The following is a 16139-nucleotide window of genomic DNA, read 5'->3' as shown; positions in this document are numbered from 1 at the left end:
GACCGACTTCAGCGGCTCGATCACCAGTCGTCCAGGTAGGACAGGTCGAGGGTGACCGCAGTCGGGCCGGTAGTTGTGATGGACACGGCGGTCTCGTGACGGTCCAGAGGCCACCCGGATACCGGGCAGGTGCCCCACCAATAGTCGATTTCCCGACGGGTGCGGTGCTCGAAAGCACAGGCGCGTGTTTCGCTCAGCACCTGGCGCAGACGCCCGGAGATGTCGTCGGCGCTCGCACCGGGCTGGTCGATGACGAACCGCCGCGTGCAGTCACTGTTCGAGGATCGTGGCGTACAGCCGAGGTTTGCGCTTTCGCGCACGACCACTCCCTCGGGGAGCGGTTCCAGCGCGTCCTCGGCCGGGACCCATGCCCATGCGCCGAACATCGCGAAGGCCGCCGCGAGCAGGACGGCTACCGTCGCCGTGACCAGGCAGAGCACGACGCTGACGACATAACATATGCGCCACCGCCAGCTAGCCGTTCGCGGCAGGTTCGGGTCGGTCTCCAGCCACGGTCCGAGCAGCAGCACCCCGATGACGAGCCCGGTGAGGACGAACAGCAGGGTGGCCGTGCCTTCGGGAAAGACCCACCGGCGCGCCACCGCGACCTGCGCGGCGGCCAGCGAAGTGAGGACCACGAGACCGATCCAGCGGCCGCGTCGGGTAGCCGCGGTCGAAACCCAGAGAATGGCAGGCACAACCGAGACACAGAGCGCGAACACCGCCGAACAGTAGCCGGAGGTTGGTGTTCTGATCGCTGTGGTCCACCGGTTGTCAGAGCTCGTTCAAGCCCGGAGTGAGCCCGCACCGCTTCGTCACCCTCGAATCCGAAGACCAATCGAGGGGTCGGCTGTCGGGGCCAGGGCAGGTACGGTCGGACAGGTGACCGATGCCTTCTATGTTCCCGACCCGGCGTACCCGAATCGCTTCGACTCGACCGAGCTGACCAGGGGGCCTTGGTCGCCGGACGCGCAGCATGCGGGGCCGCCGTCGGCGCTGTTGGGTCATGTCATCGAGCGGTGTGAGCCGCGTGACGGGTTTCAGGTGGGGCGGGTGGCGGTGGAGATACTCGGGCCGGTGCCGTTGGCGCCGTTGACGGTGCGGGCCGAGGTGGTGCGGTCGGGGCGCAGCGTGGAGCTGATCGAGGCGACGTTGTCGGCGGAGCGGGGGCCGGTGATGCGGGCGGTGGCCTGGCGGTTGAAGGTGTCGGAGCCGCCGCTGGATCTGCCGCCGGAGTTTCTGCCGAGCGGCACGAGGCCCTTGCCTGCCGACGCGCAGCCGGGGACGTTCCCGTCGAATCAGCGGGTCGGGTTCCACACCGGCATCGAATACCGGTTCAGTACAGGATCATTCGCGGCGCCCGGCCCTGCCGTCTGCTGGATCAAGTTGAAGTATCCGATCGTCGCGGGCACCACCCCGAGCCCGCTGGAACGCGCCTTGGCCGCGGCCGATTCCGGCAATGGGGTGAGCGCGGTGCTCGACTGGTCGAAGTACCTGTTCATCAACACCGACCTCACCGTCACCCTGCACCGCCAGCCGGTCGGCGAGTGGGTGTGCCTGGACGCGGTGACCCACCCGCAACCGCACGGCATCGGCCTCGCGGAGTCGGCGCTGTTCGACGAGACGGGCCCGATCGGGCGCAGCACACAGACCCTGTTGATCGCTCCGCGCGGATAGGACACGTTCGGCAGCCCCATGTTGACACCGACATTCGGTGCAGAGAACCGGGCTGCGCGGCGGGAGATCCGGTCGGGTCCGAAGCCGATCCAGCCCGCACACCGCGACCCACGCCACACTTCGCGACCCACCCCGCACGTAGCGACGCGCTTGGCACGCAGCACCGACGAGATGCGCTTCATCGCACGCGCCCACACCGCGCGCCCGCGTCACGACACATGCGGCGAACGTGCCGCGTCAGACCACGGAAAATCCTTGGGGCAGTGCCGATCTACCCGTCAATGCCGACAGCACCGAGACCCCGTCGCCGAGGTGGACCGCGGTGCGTGCGGCCAGCACGTTGGCCTCGGCGAGGACATCCTCGGGTAGCTCGCATGCCAGCCCGGTCGCGGCAGCGATGTCGAGACTGTGCACGGCCAGCTCGAACGTCCGGGTGGGGAGGTAGGTGTAGAGCCGCATCCCGAGCCCACCGATGACGGTGATCAACCGATCCTCGGCGCCGGTGACAGCGGCGGTCGCGGCGGCGGCCAGGGCGTCGATCGCCGCGGCGGGATCGTCGCCGAGCTCGGTCGCCGCGTCCCTGCCCCGCTGCACGATCGCCGCACTCCCCGCCCGCGCCGCATACGCTTTCGCCATGGCGTAGTACTCCTGCGGGCTAGCCACATCCTCGACCTCGGCGGGCTCCTGGAGATAGGCGGTGACGGTGGTGAGCGAGCGGGAGGTGTGACCGACCAGCGATCGCAGATCCCACTCCCCCAATCCCGGCCCCGCCCAGCTGTCGGCGGGGATCTTCCTGACGAGCGCGGCGAAACTCGCCACCGCGCTCACAAAGGTATCGGCCGGATGCACAGCATCGAAACTACCGGCCGCGTGGCGATCAGCGCAGGGCGTCGAGGTTCACGAGGGCGGCGTTGCCGTGTTTGATCAGTTCCGATTCGCCGGTGCTGGTGCGGCGGAACGGGTCGCCGGTGCCGGTGGTGAGCAGGTCGTGGAGGCTGGTGGTGATGTAGGCGCTCCAGGCGTTGGAGCACACCTCGTAGCATTCGTCCTCGGGGGCCAAACCGACATGGGTGAAGCGGATTTCGGTGCCGGTCGCGGTTTCGGTGAGGTCGAAGACGACGTCGGTGTCCTCCCATTCGGCGGTGTCGGCGATGAAGGCGAGGTGGGAGTCGGTGACGTGCCAGACCAGCCGCTTGCCCGGCACCGATTCGGTGGTCGTCATGGTGCAGCGGTGGATGCCGGGGACCTCGAACCGGTAGCTGTCGCCGACAGTTCCGGTGGTGCCCTCGACCGTTTCCGACCACCACGACCACACGTCGTTGATGGCGGCGAAGGCCTCTTCGGGGGTCTTGTCGACGGTGATGGTCGCGGTGAAGTTCTTGTCGCTCATGGCTTTTCCTAGGTTCGGCTCAGCCGTCGAGGTGGCGGCGGAGCGCGTCGAGTGGACCGTCCCAGTCGCGGGACAGGGCGGCCAGGAACTGCTGGGCCACCCGCATGGGGGCGGAATCGAGGCGGTAGCGCACGCGACGCCGTTCACCGGGTTCCGCGATCACCAGGCCCGCCTCCGCGAGCAGGGCGAGGTGTTTGGCGATCGCCTGCCGGGTGATGGGCAGGCGATCGGCCAGGTCGGTCGCGGTGGCCGGGCCGTCGGCGGCCAGCGCGGCGAGCACCGCACGACGGCTCGGATCGGCCAGCGCGACGAAGACCCGTTCGGCGGTTGCCTCGGTCTCAGGCCGCATCGAGGTACTCGACGAGCTCACCCAGCTCGCTCTTCCAGCCACCGACATTGCCCTCGAAGGCCTCCTTGTGGGCTTCCTCGGGCAGCTGGGCGAAGCCGGATTCGACCACGGTGAGCCGGGTGCCCGCGCCGGTCGGTTCGAGCCGGAATTCGACGTAGGTGCGGCGCGGGTCGTCCTCGGGCAGGCCGTTGATGGGCCAGGTGTAGCCGAAGACGGTTGGTTCCTCGACTCGCTCCACGCGCATGTCGGCCGCCATGCCTTCGTTCCACGTCATCCGCATGTCCCCGCCGGGTCGCAGGTCGATCTCGGCGGTGTTGCCGAACCAGCTCGCGAGCCCCTCGGCGGTGGTGATCGCCGCCCATACCTTGGCGGGCGGGTGTGCGAGCTCTACGGTTCGCACGATCTGATCGGGAAATCCCATGGCGCTTCCTCCTATATCGCAACCGATTGGTTGCTACTCACAGTATGGCAACCGATTGGTTGCGTCAAGGGTCAGTGTCCGCCACTCACCCGAAAGCCCTTCGGCACCAGCCAGACGGCACCGACCGTGACCACGGCCACGACGGCGGCCGACAGATACGACGTAGTGGTGAGGGCGGAATCGAAGGCGTGGGTGGCGGCGCCGAGCAGCTCGGTGCGCGCGGGTTCCGGCAGGTCCGAGGCGACTTCGGCGGCACCTCCCACCGAACCGCTCGCCTGCTCCACGCGGTCGGGCGGAACGGGCAGATGGGTCATGTGCTCGGTGAAGAGCCTGGCGTGCAGGCTGCCGAGCAGCGCCACCCCGAAACCGACACCGACCTCGTAATTGGTCTCCTCGACCGCACCCGCCTGCCCCGCCCGATCGGCGGGAACGGCTCCGACGAGCACGGCGGCGGCCGCGGTGACGGCCATTCCGTCACCGAGTCCGAAGGAGACGAGCACCAGCGCCACCACCGGATACGACGTCGGCTCCGGGCTCACCGCGAGCAGCAGGAAGCCGAGCGCGACCGCACCCAGCCCCACGCCGAGTACCACGCGGACCCCGAGCTTCTCCATCAGCAGCGGCGTGAGCAGCGATGCCGTGAGCAGGGTGAGGGCGGCGGGCAACATCCGGATACCCGCCTGCGAGGGGCTGTAGCCGTGCACGTACTGCAACCACAGCGAGATCAGGAACATGGCGGCGCCGATCGCCATCATGGCGAGCAGGGTCGCGACGGCGGCCGCGGTGAACGCGCCGTTGCGGAACAGGCGCACGTCCAGCAGCGGATCGGCCGACCGGAGCTGGCGGCGGGCGAACCAGGCCAGCGCGCCGACACCGATCAGCAGCATCACCCAATCCACCACTGTCGCCTCACCTTTGGCCAGATGCTTGATGCCCCAGGCCAGGCAGACGATGCCCGCCACGGACAACACCGCCGAGAACCAATCGAGCCGACCCGCCTGCGGGGTCCGGTACTCCGGCAGCACCCACAAGCCGACGACCACCGTTACCAGCACCACCGGAACGTTCAGCCAGAACGCCGACGACCAGCCGAAATGCTCGACCAGGAAACCGCCGACGATCGGGCCGACCGTCGCGCCGACCCCGGCGACGGCAGCCCAGATCCCGATGGCCATGGTGCGCTCGCGGACGTCGGTGAAGATGTTGCGGATCAGCGACAACGTCGATGGCATCACCATCGCGCCACCGATGCCGAGCAGCACCCGGCCGACGATCAACTGCGCCGCGCTCCCCGCGGTCGCCGCGATCACCGAAGCGACACCGAACAGCAGAAACCCGCTGATGAACAACAACTTCCGCCCCCACCGGTCCCCCAGCGCACCGGTGGTGATGAGCAAACCGCCCAGCACGAGGCCGTAGATGTCGATGATCCACAACTGCTCCAGCGGGCCGACGTGCAGATCGTCGATCAACGACGGCAACGCCACATTGAGAATCGTGGCATCCATCGCCACCAGCAACAGACTGGCGCACAGCACCCCGAGCATCACCCAGCGCACCGACCCGTAGGACTTCGTCTGCTCGTCCACCTGTCACCATCCTGGTCGTGATCGGTTTCCCTGGCACTCGGAACGTAGCCGTTCAGCTCCGATTTCCCGGGGAAGCGCCACACGGGTGAACGCGAACGGCGCCTCCGACCCGCAGGATCGAAGGCGCCGCAAAAGGACCGGTCAGGACTTGTCGAACCTGGTGTCGACGAAGGAGTCGAAGTCGACCTTGCCCGGGATCGCCTTCGCGTCGGTGAAGGCATCGGCGATCTCCTGCTCGGAGGCGATCACCTTGTCGTCCAGCTTGATCGGTTCCTTGATCGAGCGGGTCCAGGTGGTGCGGGAGGCGTCAACGCTGATCTGGGTGAGTTCGGCGTACTTGGCCGACCAGGTGTCCAGGTTGTCCGAGGACCACTTGGTCGCCGCGGCGTAGCGCTGGAAGAAGTCCGCGAGGGCGGCGGATTTGCCCGGGTCGGCGAGGGTCTTGGTGCCAGCGGCCCAGAAGTTGTAGCCGTTGGCGGCCTGATCGGCGGTGGCGATCGACTTGGCGCCGATCTCCTTCTCGGCGATGGCCGTGTAGGGGTCCCACGTCGCCCAGGCATCGACATCGCCCCTGGTGAGTGCGGTGTAGCCGTCACCGGGCGAGAGGTAGACCGGCTCGACATCGCTGAGCGACAAGCCCGCCTTCTTCAGTTGCAGCAGTAGGTTGGCGTTGGCCGAACTGCCCTTGTAGACGGCGACCTTCTTGCCCTTCAACGCCGCGACCGACGCGATCGGCGAATCCTTGCCGACCAGGATCGCATCGCCCTTGCCGGTGGCCGAGAGCGCGCCGACGATCTTGATGTCGGCATCGGCGGCCGCACCGAAGATGACCGGGGTGTTGCCGGTCTGGGCGATATCGATCCCGCCCGCGCTGGCCGCCTCGACCAGTGGCAGGCCCGCGGTGAAGGTGGAGAACTCGATCTTGTAGGGCAGGTTCTCCAGCTGACCCGACGCCTTGAGCAGCACCTCGATCGAGATCGCCTTCTGGTCACCGACTTTCAGCGTCACCGTGCTCAGGTCGACCGGTCCCGACGGAGCCGCCTCGGTTGCCGCGTCGTCACCGCAGGCGCTCAGCGAGAGCGCGGCGACGACGGCGAGGGCGAGTCCGGCCAGACGGGACTTCGGAGTGCGTTTCACGGGAACAACTTTCGTGCGATGGATGGGTGGGTCAGTGGCTGACGCCGAGCAGCGTGAGCAGTCGGGTCGCGTACTCGGAAACCTCCGGCGCGGCGGCGGTGCGCGGTCGCGGGAGATCGATGGGGACATCGGCGGCGATGCGGCCGTCGTCGAGGACGAGCACGCGGTCAGCGAGGGTGATCGCCTCGAGCACGTCGTGGGTCACCAGCAGCACGCCGAAGGACCGCTCGGCGTGCAGGCCGAGCAGCAGGGTGTGCATGGTGAGCCGGGTCAGGGCGTCGAGGGCACCGAACGGTTCGTCGAGCAGGAGAAGAGTCGGTTCGGTGACCAAAGCCCTCGCCAGCGCGGCACGTTGAGCTTCCCCACCGGAGAGCGTGAGCGGCCAGGCGTCGGCCCGGGCCGCCAGACCGACCTCGGCGAGCACCGCGCGGGCCGCGTGTTCGTCGGTTCGGCGGTTCCGAGGCGCGGGTCGGCCGAGAGCGACATTGCGCACCACCGGCTGCCACGGGATCAAGCGGGGTTCCTGGAACACGATCGTCGGCCTGCCATCGACGAAAACCTCACCGGCACCGGCTGAATCGAGTCCACCGATGATCCGCAGGAGGGTGGATTTGCCGGACCCGCTGCGGCCGACGAGGGCGACGATCTCGCCCGCACCGATCTCGAGGTCGATGCCGTCGAGGACGGTGCGCTCACCGAAACGCTTGCCGAGGGCGCCGATTCGTGCGGCGGCGGGCGCAGTCGGGGTGATGGTGGTTGCTGCGGTCATCGGGTCGGCCTCGCGATCGAACGGGGAACAGGACTGGTCGGCGCACACGATGTCTCGTGGCAGCCGCGTCGACCGATGCCGCCGCGCCACGTTGTCGGTTCGGCACCACCGAAAATGGTCGGCCCGTACCGCCTCGGGGCAGTGCCGAACGGTGGCGCAGGTCGCGGACCGTGCGAGGCGGTGGGCTCGAACATCAGCGCACCCCCGGTCGCCAGCGCAGCGCGCGGCGCTCGGCCAACCGCACCAGCGAGTCGGTGAGCAGACCGAGCAGGCTGTAGACCACCAACCCGAACACCACGATGTCGGTGCGCAGGAATTCACGGGCGTTGTTGACGACGAAGCCGAGCCCCACGCTCGCATTGATCTGCTCGGCGACGATGAGCGAAAGCCAAGCGATGCCGAGACTTTGGCGCGCACCGACCAGAATCTGCGGCAGGGCACCGGGCAGCACGAGCAGCCGCAACCGCTCACCGAGGCCGAGCCGAAGGGCGGTCCCGAGCTCGAGCAGCTTCGGGTCGAGCTGGCGGATGCCGGAGTAGGTGTTGAGGTAGAGCGGGAAGAACACGCCGAGCGCGATCAGGTAGACCTTGGGTTCCTCGCCGATGCCGAACCAGATGATGAACAGCGGGATCAGGCCGAACAGCGGGATGGTGCGGATCATCTGCAGTGGCGGATCGAGCGCGTATTCACCGATCTTGCTGAGCCCGGCCACCACGCCGAACAGCAACGCGAGCGCCGCGCCGAGGGCGAAACCGTAGAGCGCGCGCTGGCCCGAGACCAGCAGCGCGTCGGCGAGCTGACCGGACCGATAGATCTCCAGGCCCGCCTCGAGTACCGCCGAGGGCGCGGGCAGCTTCTTGGCCGGAATCCAGCCGCTGGTGCTGCCGATCTGCCACAGCAACAGCAGGGCCAGTGGCGAGACCGCGCGCAGCAGACCGGGTCGGCGATACAGCGGCCGGGCCACGGGTGCGGTGCGGGATGCGGACAACATGGATGCATGGTGCCCCGCCCCCGTCGCGCCACGACAGGGTTGCGATCAGCTCGAGGATTACCCCGCGCGGCCCGAAATCTGCTGCACACCCCACCCGTTGCCGTCGGGATCGCTGAAGAACACGAACCCGACATTGTCCAGCGGATGCGCTGTGGGAGAGGGATTTACGCCGAGCACCTGAACCTCGGTGACGTCGACTCCGCGCGCCACCAGTTCAGCGCGGGCCTGCTCGATATCGGGCACGACGAGCTGCAGACCCTTCAGCGAACCGGGCGGCATCTGTGGGACGGCGCCCTTGCCGATCACGATGGAACAGCCGGAGCCGGGCGGGGTGAGCTGGACGATGCGCACGTCGTCGGAGATCACCGTGTCGTGGTCGACGTCGAAGCCGAGCTTGTTCGCGTAGAAATCCTTGGCCCGGTCGATATCCGAAACCGGAACGACAACCACTTCCAGAGTCCAGTTCACGACGCGCCTCCCGGGGTTGGTGTGATGACTCGCGGCGTGCCAAGTGTGCCACCGCGTCAGGCTTTGCGCTCCCAACGCCAAGCGAATTCCCCCGGCGCGGGTGGTGGACCGGGCAGCTCACCCTCGGTGCGCAGGCCGTCGATCAGCAGGGCGAGGACACGGCGGCGCAGTTCGGCGGTGCGCGCCTGGCCGGGCATGGTGATCGCGGCGCACGCTTCGAGGATCAGGCCGATGTCCAGAGCGCTCACGTCGGCGCGCAGCCGACCGGTGGCGTGGGCGCGGCGGACCAGTTCCTCGGTGACCTCGCCGGAATGCGCTACGTCGGGCAGCATCGCCTCGTCGGGAGTGAAGGTGCCCGCCAGCCGCACGGTGAGCGAGTGCACGTCGGCGTCGACCACCCGCTCGAGGAAGCCGACGAACCCGCGCCAACCGTCCGAATCCTCCAGTGCGGCATCGGCTTCCGCGTTGTAGCGCTGTAACCCTTCGTGGCACAGCGTGCGCAGCAACACCTCCTTGCTCGGATAGCGGCGGTAGAGGGCGCTGATACCGACGCCCGCACGCTCGGCGACCGCGGCGATCGGCGCGGTCGGGTCATCGAGGAATACCGCGCGGGCGGCGTCGAGGATGAGTCCGTTGTTGCGCGCGGCCTGCGCCTTGCGTCCGGACAATCGGGGCTGAGCTGCGGTTTCGTTCTTGTTCGGCATGAATATCAGCGTACCACTTGAAACGGAATGATCCGTTCTGTTACGGTTGGAACAGAACGAAGCATTCCGTTTCAAGAAGAGGATCTCGACATGACCGTCACGCCTTTCCGCATCGATGTCCCGCAGGCCCGCCTCGACGAGCTGGCCGCGCGGCTGCGCAACGCGCTGTACCCGAACGAGCTGCCCGGCGTGGGCGACGCGTACGGCGTGCCCGGCGATCGGGTCCGCGCCCTCGCGAAGTACTGGCTCGAGGAGTTCGACTGGCGCGCACTGGAATCCGAACTCAACGCCTACCCGCAGTTCACCACCGAGATCGAGGGCGAGGACATCCACTTCCTGCACATCCGTTCCTCGCGCGCCGACGCGACGCCGGTGATCCTCACCCACGGCTGGCCGGGCTCGATCCTGGAGTACATCGACGTGATCGCCCCGCTCACCGAGCCCGAATCGGCCGATGACCCGGCGTTCCACCTGGTCATCCCGTCGCTGCCCGGCTTCGGCTTCTCCGGGCCCACCCGAGGCACCGGCTGGAATCGCTACCGCACCGCCGCCGCCTGGGCCGAACTGATGGCGCGCCTCGGTTACGAGCGCTTCGGCGCGATCGGCAACGACGGCGGTTCGCTGGTCTCGCCCGAGATCGGGCGGATCGCGCCGGAACAGGTGATCGGCGTGCACGTCACCCAGCTGTACTCCTTCCCGTCCGGCGACCCGGCCGAGTTCGAGGGCCTGTCCGAGGCGGACATGGCCGCGCTGGGACACCTGCAGTGGTTCCACGAGAACAAGATGGCGTTCAACACCCTGCACAGCCAGCAGCCGCAGACCCTGGCCTACGCGCTGGCCGACTCCCCGATCGGCCTGCTCGGCTGGAACGCGCAGCTGTTCGGGGAGGCGCTCGACCCCAAGTTCGTGATCGCCAATATCGCGCTGTACTGGCTCACCGGCACCTCCGGTTCGTCGCTGCGGTTCTACTACGAGGACGCGCACGCCACCGAGCATCCGAGCACGCCGACCACCGTGCCGACGGGGTTGGCGATGTTCGCCGGGGATTTCCAGTCCATCCGGCGCTTCGCCGAACGCGACCACAGCAACATCGTCAGCTGGAATTCCTACGATGTGCGCAGCGGTGCGGGCGGGCCAAACGACGCCGCCGGGCACTACGCCGCGCACGAGGCGCCGGAGGTGCTGGTCGGTGATATCCGGCGGTTCTTCGCCGGTCTCGCCTGAGTCTCGGTGCCTCGGCCCACGCTCCCCTCATCGGTGCGTGGGCCGAAGCCCATTCGAATCATGCACCAGCGCACCGACATGTGCGTAACGAAGTCGACGATCAGTGATGTTCGTGCAGGTCGCCCCAGGCGGGGAACGGGTCGGCGTAGGCCGCCCACGCGGCGGGACCCTCGGCGAACTCCGCGTCGGTGAGCAGGGCGGCGGTCAGTTCGCGGCGCACCGCCGCCGCGTCGAGCCGCACCCCGATGAAGACGATCTCCTGACCGGCGGGCACCTCGAGCGACGACCACCAGGCGCCCGGCTCGAAGGTGAGGTTCGGGCCCGCCTGCGACCAGATGGCAGCCAGCTCGGGGCGGCTGGCGATCCAGCAGAATCCCTTGCTGCGCAACATGCCTCGCAGCGTGGTCAAGGCGTCGGACAGGCGTTGCGGATGGAAGGGACGGTCGGCGGTGAAGGTGAGGCTGCTGATGCCGTACTCCTCGGTTTCGGGCGTGTGCCCGCCCGCCAATTCTTCCGCCCAGCCGTCCGCCTCGGCGGCCACCACCGGGTTGTACCGACCCGTCGCGAGCACCTCGGCCAGGTCGACCACACCCTTCTCGGTGCGCAGGATGTGGGCCCGCGGGTTGAGTCGGCGCACGGTGGCCGCCACGGTCGCGGCCGCGTTGGCACTCACCAGATCGGTCTTGTTGACGAGCAGCACGTCGGCGAATTCGACCTGGTCCACGAGGAGATCGGCGATGGTGCGCGAATCCCCCTCGCCCGCTTCCAGTTCCCGCTCGGCCAGCGCCTGGCCGCGCACCAGTTCGGCGAGGAAAGTAGAGGCGTCGACCACGGTGACCATGGTGTCGAGGCGGGCCACGTCACCAAGTCGGAAACCGTCCTCGAACTCCCAGTCGAAGGTGGCGGCCACCGGCATCGGCTCGGAGATGCCGGTGGACTCGATCACCAGTTGGTCGAAGCGGCCCTGGCGGGCCAGTCGGGCGACGGCGTCGATCAGGTCCTCACGCAACGTGCAGCAGATGCAGCCGTTGGTGAGTTCGACGAGCTTCTCCTCGGTGCGGTCCAGGTGGCCCTGGCCCGCGACCAGCGCGGCGTCGATGTTCACCTCGCTCATGTCGTTGACGATCACCGCGACCCGGCGACCTTCGCGATTGGCGAGGATGTGGTTGAGCAGGGTCGTCTTGCCCGCGCCGAGGAAGCCGGACAGGACAGTGACGGGCAGGCGGGCGGCGGTATCGGTGAAGGTCACGGGTTAATGATAATGATTTTCAATTGCGGTAACTGGTTGGGGGCCGGAAACTGGTTGGGGGCCGGAAATCCGACAGGTGGTCGTAGGGTTGCGGAGTGAAGATGTTGCCGCTCGCCCCCGATGGCCAGACCCCTGTTCGCGCGCTCACCATCGCGGGCACCGACTCCGGTGGCGGCGCGGGCATCCAGGCCGATTCGCGGACGATGGCCATGTGCGGGGTGCACGCCTGTGTCGCCGTCGCGGCGGTGACGGTGCAGAACACCGTCGGTGTCAGCGGTTTTCACGAGATCCCGCCGCAGATCGTGGCCGATCAGGTGCGCGTGGTCGTCCGCGACATCGGGATCGGTGCGGCCAAGACGGGGATGCTCGCGTCCACCGCCATCATCGAGTCGGTCGCCTCGGTGTGCCGTGAGGTCGGGATCGGGCGGGCGGGGGCGGTACCACTGGTCGTCGACCCGGTGGCGGCGTCGATGCACGGCGATCCCCTGCTGCACGCCTCGGCGCTGGACGCCGTGCGCACCACGCTCATCCCGCTCGCCACCGTCGTCACCCCCAACCTCGACGAGGTGCGTCTCATCACCGGCATCGAGGTGGTCGACGACACGACGGCCCGCAAGGCCGCCGAGGCACTGCACGGCCTCGGCGCCCAGTGGGCGATCGTCAAGGGCGGACACCTGCGCACCTCCGAGACCAGCACGGATCTACTCTTCGACGGCGACACCTTCCAGGAATTCAGCGCCCCGCGCATCGCCACCGGCAACGATCACGGCGGCGGCGACACCTTGGCGGCAGCCATCGCGAGCGCCCTCGCCCACGGGTACTCCGTGCCCGATGCCGTGGCCTTCGCCAAGGAGTGGACCTACCGCTGCCTGGCCGCGTCCTACGATCTCGGCGCAGGTCACGGGCCCGTGTCACCGCTGTGGAGACTGCGCACAAACAGCTGAGTCAGCTTTCGTGAGGACATGGGTAACTCGCCGGGGACGAGCTAGCGCGACCAACGAGCGCTGTCCGGCCGCCGACGCTGCTCGACCTGCTCCTCAGTCTGGCTTGAATTCGCGGGGAGGCGGAACAGTCACGAAGGCGTCGCGCAGCGGTTGCGTCGGATCGATCCGGACGCCGTTGAACCGGGCGTGCGCTTGGGCGAGGGCCGAGATGCTCTCGGCCAGATAGTCGATGAACCGCTCCACGGGCATCGCGAACACTTCGCGCTGATTGGCGCCGAGCCACCAGTCCGTCGCCGAGGCGACCGCCCCGAAGATCGAATAGCTCACCAACTCGATACCCGCGACGTCGACCGACTCGTCCGGGAGCAGGCCAGCGACGAATTCCGCCGCACGCCTGGCCGATTGGCGGGCGGCGGCCAGTGCCCGTTCGGTTTCGCGGGCCTGCTGGCTGAAATGGCTGTGCAGGATGAACCGGAAGACATTCGGGTGCTCCGAGACCACCGCGACGTACTCGGCGGCCGCTTGCCGCACCAGTTCCGCGGCGGAGTCGTCGGTGAGGTTGATCCCGCCTAGCAGCCGCTCCCAGAGCATTTCACGCACCCGGTCGACGATCGCGTTGTAGAGATCGGTCTTGTCCTCGAAATGCCGGTAGAGCTTGGGCTTGGCGGCGCCCGCCTCCTTGGCGATATCGCCCATGCTCACGTCCGGGCCGTGCGCGTCGAGCGCGCGGAAGGCCGCTTCGACGAATTCGATCCGCACCTGCACGCGATGGGCCCGCCAGCGTTCGGTACGCGCGTCCACACGCCGGGCTGGGACCTCGTCGGTCTTCCGATGCACGCGCGTCACACTGGCAGTATCGCTGGCGGCTCGGTGCGAGGTGACCACTACCCCTCTCGTCCACCATCTTTTGCCGTCTCGGCAAGGAATGTTGCCGCCGCGTCGGCACGGTGTGCACTATCGGGGACATCCGAGCAGATCCGCACCATCAGGGAGTATCGATGACCGAGACCACGCCGACCGCCGAGCAGTTCTGGGAAGACTTCTACCGGGAGCGCGATCAGATCTGGACCGGCAACGCCAACGCCACGCTGGTGCGCGAGGCCACCGATCTCACCCCCGGCACCGCGCTCGACCTGGGCTGCGGCGAGGGCGGCGACGCGATCTGGCTGGCCACCCGAGGCTGGCGGGTCACAGCGGTCGACGTGTCGGCCACCGCCATGCAGCGCGGTGCCAAGCACGCGACCGACGCGGGCGTGAGCATCGAATGGCAGCGCCACGACCTGATGGAAACCTTTCCCGAGGGCACCTTCGATCTGGTCTCCGCACAGTTCCTGCATTCCCCCGTGGAACGCCCCGACGAACGCGCCCGCATCCTGCGCCGAGCGGCCGAGGCCGTGGCACCCGGTGGTTCGCTGATCGTCGGCGGACACGCGGGCTGGCCGACCTGGGTGGCCGACAGTCCGCCGCATGCCGTGCACTTCCCCACCATCGACGAGGTGATCGAGCAGCTCGACCTCGCTCCCGGCCAGTGGCAGGTGGAGACGGCCGATTTCGTCACCACGCCGTCGACCAGCCCCGACGGTGTCGTGGGCGAAAGGTCCGACAGCGTCGTCCGCGTGCGCCGCCTCGCGTAGCTGCGCTGCCTCGCCTGGCTGCGCTGCCTCGCGTAGCTGCGCTGACTCGGCTAGCTGCGACGCCTCGGCTAGCTAGCGGAGTCGAGGGTGCCACGTGGGTGCCACCCAGCAGCGGTCGGCCACCGAGGCGACGGTCCACAAGGGTTTCAGTGGGCCAGGTTGAGAGCGTCGTGCAGAGTGGCGGCCCACTGGTCGACGATGAGTTTGCGACGCGCCGAGTCGTCGGTGAGGACGTCGGCGAGGCCGAGGCCGCGGGCCAGGTCGAGGGTTGCCTGGACGAGATGGTGCGCGACCGGATCGGAATCGTCGACGCCGAGCGCTTCGACCGCGCGGCGGTGCGCGATACGACCGAAACGGGCCTCGAGCGGGACGATGCGTTCGCGCATGACCGGGTCGGCGGCGGCATGCGTCCACACCTGTAGCGCGGCCTTGAAGAACGGTGAGGTGTAGGACTCGATGAGCGCCGAGACGACGGCCCGCGTGCGGCCGATCCCCTGCGCCACGTCACGCACCGTCTCGGCCTCGGCCTTCGCCGCGTCCATCCGGAACTCGAACATGAACTCGAGTGCCGCAGTGATCAGGTCCTCGCGCGTGGGGAAGTGGTGCTGAGCCGCACCGCGCGACACCCCCGCCCGCTCGGCGACCACCGATACCGTCGCGGCGGCCCAGCCCATTTCGGCCAGGCAGTCGATGGTCGCCTCGAGCAGCCGCTGCCGGGTGACCCGGCTGCGGTCCTGCTTGGGTTCGTGGGGTGTCGCCATCGGCCTATTGTGCCCAGCTCGGCGGGCGCTTCTGGAAGAAGGCCGTCATACCCTCGATCACCTCCGGGGTGCCGAAGAACCCCGCCGAGCGTTGCGCGAGCTCCTCCACCCGAGCGTCGAAGTCCGTGAGCAACGTCGCGTTGACGAGCTTCTTCGACTCCGCCAGCCCCTGCGGCGACCCCTTGCGCAGCTGCCCACACAGGCGTTTCACCTCAGCCGCCGCATCGTCGGCCGCGACCGTGATCAGCCCGATCTCCTCGGCCGTCGCCGCGTCGAACTTCTCCCCCGTGAGGAAATAGCGACCGGCCGCCCGCTGGTCCATCCGAGGAACAAGCGTGAGCGAAATCATGAACGGCGCCATCCCGATCCGCACCTCGGTGAGCGCGAAACTACTGCTCGGCCCAGCCACCACGAGATCGCAGGCCCCGATGATCCCCATGCCTCCCGCACGAACGTTGCCGTCGATCCGCGCGACCACCGGCTTCGGCGAGGTGAGAATCCCCCGCAGCACATCGATCATCACCCGGGTCCGCTGATCGGCCGCCACCGCCGGATCAACGGTGCTCGCCTCCTTGAGATCCGCGCCCGCACAGAACGTGTCCCCGGTGTGGGTGAGCACGATGCCACGCACCGCCGCATCACCTTCAGCCCGCGCGAACCCCTCGAGCAACTCACGAACCAGCTTCGAGGACAAAGCATTCCGGTTGTGCGGCGAATCGAAGGTCAGCGTGGCGAACCCATCGACCACCTCATAACGCACATAAGGCGCATCAGCCGATCCACTCATCGAAACAACTCCTGTTCAGTCCAACAAGTCCGCCATGACAGCATT

The 16139-nt window shown here is 68.1% G+C and carries 19 protein-coding genes; 4 read left to right on the top strand and 15 right to left on the bottom strand.

What is annotated here, in order from left to right:
* Window positions 1-20 precede the first annotated feature (20 nt).
* Window positions 21-638 carry a hypothetical protein gene (locus NC7_RS04140; RefSeq protein WP_157101834.1) on the bottom strand — a complete coding sequence of 206 codons (618 nt, stop codon included), beginning with the start codon at window positions 636-638 and terminating at the stop codon, window positions 21-23.
* A gap of 244 nt (window positions 639-882) precedes the next feature.
* Between NC7_RS04140 and NC7_RS04135 the strand changes: the two genes are divergently transcribed.
* Complete coding sequence (locus NC7_RS04135) at window positions 883-1677, top strand: thioesterase family protein (protein ID WP_067979011.1); 795 nt, start codon at window positions 883-885, stop codon at window positions 1675-1677.
* 237 nt (window positions 1678-1914) lie between these two features.
* Here NC7_RS04135 and NC7_RS04130 read toward each other — a convergent pair whose 3' ends face one another.
* The 10 genes from NC7_RS04130 to NC7_RS04085 all read right to left on the bottom strand — a co-directional run bounded on the left by NC7_RS04130 (window position 1915) and on the right by NC7_RS04085 (window position 9495).
* Window positions 1915-2526, bottom strand: a complete 612-nt coding sequence (locus NC7_RS04130; protein ID WP_067979008.1) for a maleylpyruvate isomerase family mycothiol-dependent enzyme — start codon at window positions 2524-2526, stop codon at window positions 1915-1917.
* Window positions 2527-2554: 28 nt separating this feature from the next.
* Complete coding sequence (locus NC7_RS04125; protein ID WP_067979005.1) at window positions 2555-3067, bottom strand: SRPBCC family protein; 513 nt, start codon at window positions 3065-3067, stop codon at window positions 2555-2557.
* Window positions 3068-3086: 19 nt separating this feature from the next.
* A complete protein-coding gene (locus NC7_RS04120) occupies window positions 3087-3416 on the bottom strand; it encodes an ArsR/SmtB family transcription factor (RefSeq protein ID WP_067979002.1) in 330 nt (109 codons plus the stop codon).
* Window positions 3406-3837 (bottom strand): SRPBCC domain-containing protein, encoded by a 432-nt coding sequence (locus NC7_RS04115; protein ID WP_067978999.1) that lies wholly within the window; start codon window positions 3835-3837, stop codon window positions 3406-3408. Before NC7_RS04115 ends, NC7_RS04120 begins: the two co-directional genes overlap by 11 nt.
* A 71-nt stretch (window positions 3838-3908) precedes the next feature.
* Window positions 3909-5426, bottom strand: coding sequence for an MFS transporter (locus NC7_RS04110; RefSeq protein ID WP_236573133.1), 1518 nt, complete (start codon window positions 5424-5426; stop codon window positions 3909-3911).
* 141 nt (window positions 5427-5567) lie between these two features.
* Window positions 5568-6563, bottom strand: a complete 996-nt coding sequence (locus NC7_RS04105) for an ABC transporter substrate-binding protein (RefSeq protein ID WP_067978997.1) — start codon at window positions 6561-6563, stop codon at window positions 5568-5570.
* Between the two features lie 31 nt (window positions 6564-6594).
* Entirely contained in the window at window positions 6595-7332 is a 738-nt protein-coding gene (locus tag NC7_RS04100) for an ABC transporter ATP-binding protein (RefSeq protein WP_067979177.1), read from the bottom strand.
* A 193-nt stretch (window positions 7333-7525) separates the two neighbouring features.
* Entirely contained in the window at window positions 7526-8323 is a 798-nt protein-coding gene (locus tag NC7_RS04095; RefSeq protein ID WP_067978994.1) for an ABC transporter permease, read from the bottom strand.
* Window positions 8324-8380: 57 nt separating this feature from the next.
* Window positions 8381-8791, bottom strand: coding sequence for a VOC family protein (locus tag NC7_RS04090; protein ID WP_067978991.1), 411 nt, complete (start codon window positions 8789-8791; stop codon window positions 8381-8383).
* Window positions 8792-8847: 56 nt separating this feature from the next.
* Window positions 8848-9495, bottom strand: a complete 648-nt coding sequence (locus tag NC7_RS04085) for a TetR/AcrR family transcriptional regulator (protein ID WP_067978989.1) — start codon at window positions 9493-9495, stop codon at window positions 8848-8850.
* A 90-nt stretch (window positions 9496-9585) separates the two neighbouring features.
* Between NC7_RS04085 and NC7_RS04080 the strand changes: the two genes are divergently transcribed.
* A complete protein-coding gene (locus NC7_RS04080; RefSeq protein WP_067978985.1) occupies window positions 9586-10719 on the top strand; it encodes an epoxide hydrolase family protein in 1134 nt (377 codons plus the stop codon).
* A gap of 100 nt (window positions 10720-10819) precedes the next feature.
* Here the strand turns inward: NC7_RS04080 and NC7_RS04075 are convergent, their stop codons facing one another.
* On the bottom strand, window positions 10820-11968 hold the full coding sequence (locus tag NC7_RS04075) for a GTP-binding protein (RefSeq protein ID WP_067978981.1): 1149 nt from the start codon (window positions 11966-11968) through the stop codon (window positions 10820-10822).
* Window positions 11969-12063: 95 nt separating this feature from the next.
* Here NC7_RS04075 and thiD point away from each other — a divergent pair, with 95 nt between their 5' ends.
* Entirely contained in the window at window positions 12064-12912 is an 849-nt protein-coding gene (gene thiD, locus NC7_RS04070) for a bifunctional hydroxymethylpyrimidine kinase/phosphomethylpyrimidine kinase (RefSeq protein ID WP_067978979.1), read from the top strand.
* A gap of 93 nt (window positions 12913-13005) precedes the next feature.
* Here thiD and NC7_RS04065 read toward each other — a convergent pair whose 3' ends face one another.
* On the bottom strand, window positions 13006-13758 hold the full coding sequence (locus tag NC7_RS04065; protein WP_084457940.1) for a TetR/AcrR family transcriptional regulator: 753 nt from the start codon (window positions 13756-13758) through the stop codon (window positions 13006-13008).
* Between the two features lie 152 nt (window positions 13759-13910).
* Here NC7_RS04065 and NC7_RS04060 point away from each other — a divergent pair, with 152 nt between their 5' ends.
* Window positions 13911-14546 (top strand): class I SAM-dependent methyltransferase, encoded by a 636-nt coding sequence (locus tag NC7_RS04060; protein WP_067978973.1) that lies wholly within the window; start codon window positions 13911-13913, stop codon window positions 14544-14546.
* A gap of 146 nt (window positions 14547-14692) precedes the next feature.
* Here NC7_RS04060 and NC7_RS04055 read toward each other — a convergent pair whose 3' ends face one another.
* The gene (locus tag NC7_RS04055; RefSeq protein ID WP_067978971.1) at window positions 14693-15307 is read right to left on the bottom strand and encodes a TetR/AcrR family transcriptional regulator; all 615 of its coding nucleotides are present in this window, start codon (window positions 15305-15307) and stop codon (window positions 14693-14695) included.
* A 4-nt stretch (window positions 15308-15311) separates the two neighbouring features.
* Window positions 15312-16094, bottom strand: coding sequence for an enoyl-CoA hydratase family protein (locus tag NC7_RS04050; protein WP_067978968.1), 783 nt, complete (start codon window positions 16092-16094; stop codon window positions 15312-15314).
* Window positions 16095-16139 lie beyond the last annotated feature (45 nt).

Source organism: Nocardia caishijiensis NBRC 108228 (assembly GCF_001612825.1).
Taxonomy (GTDB): Bacteria; Actinomycetota; Actinomycetes; order Mycobacteriales; family Mycobacteriaceae; genus Nocardia; species Nocardia caishijiensis.
The sequence above is the reverse complement of the archived record's forward strand: the minus strand, read 5'-3'. Positions and strand labels throughout refer to the sequence as shown.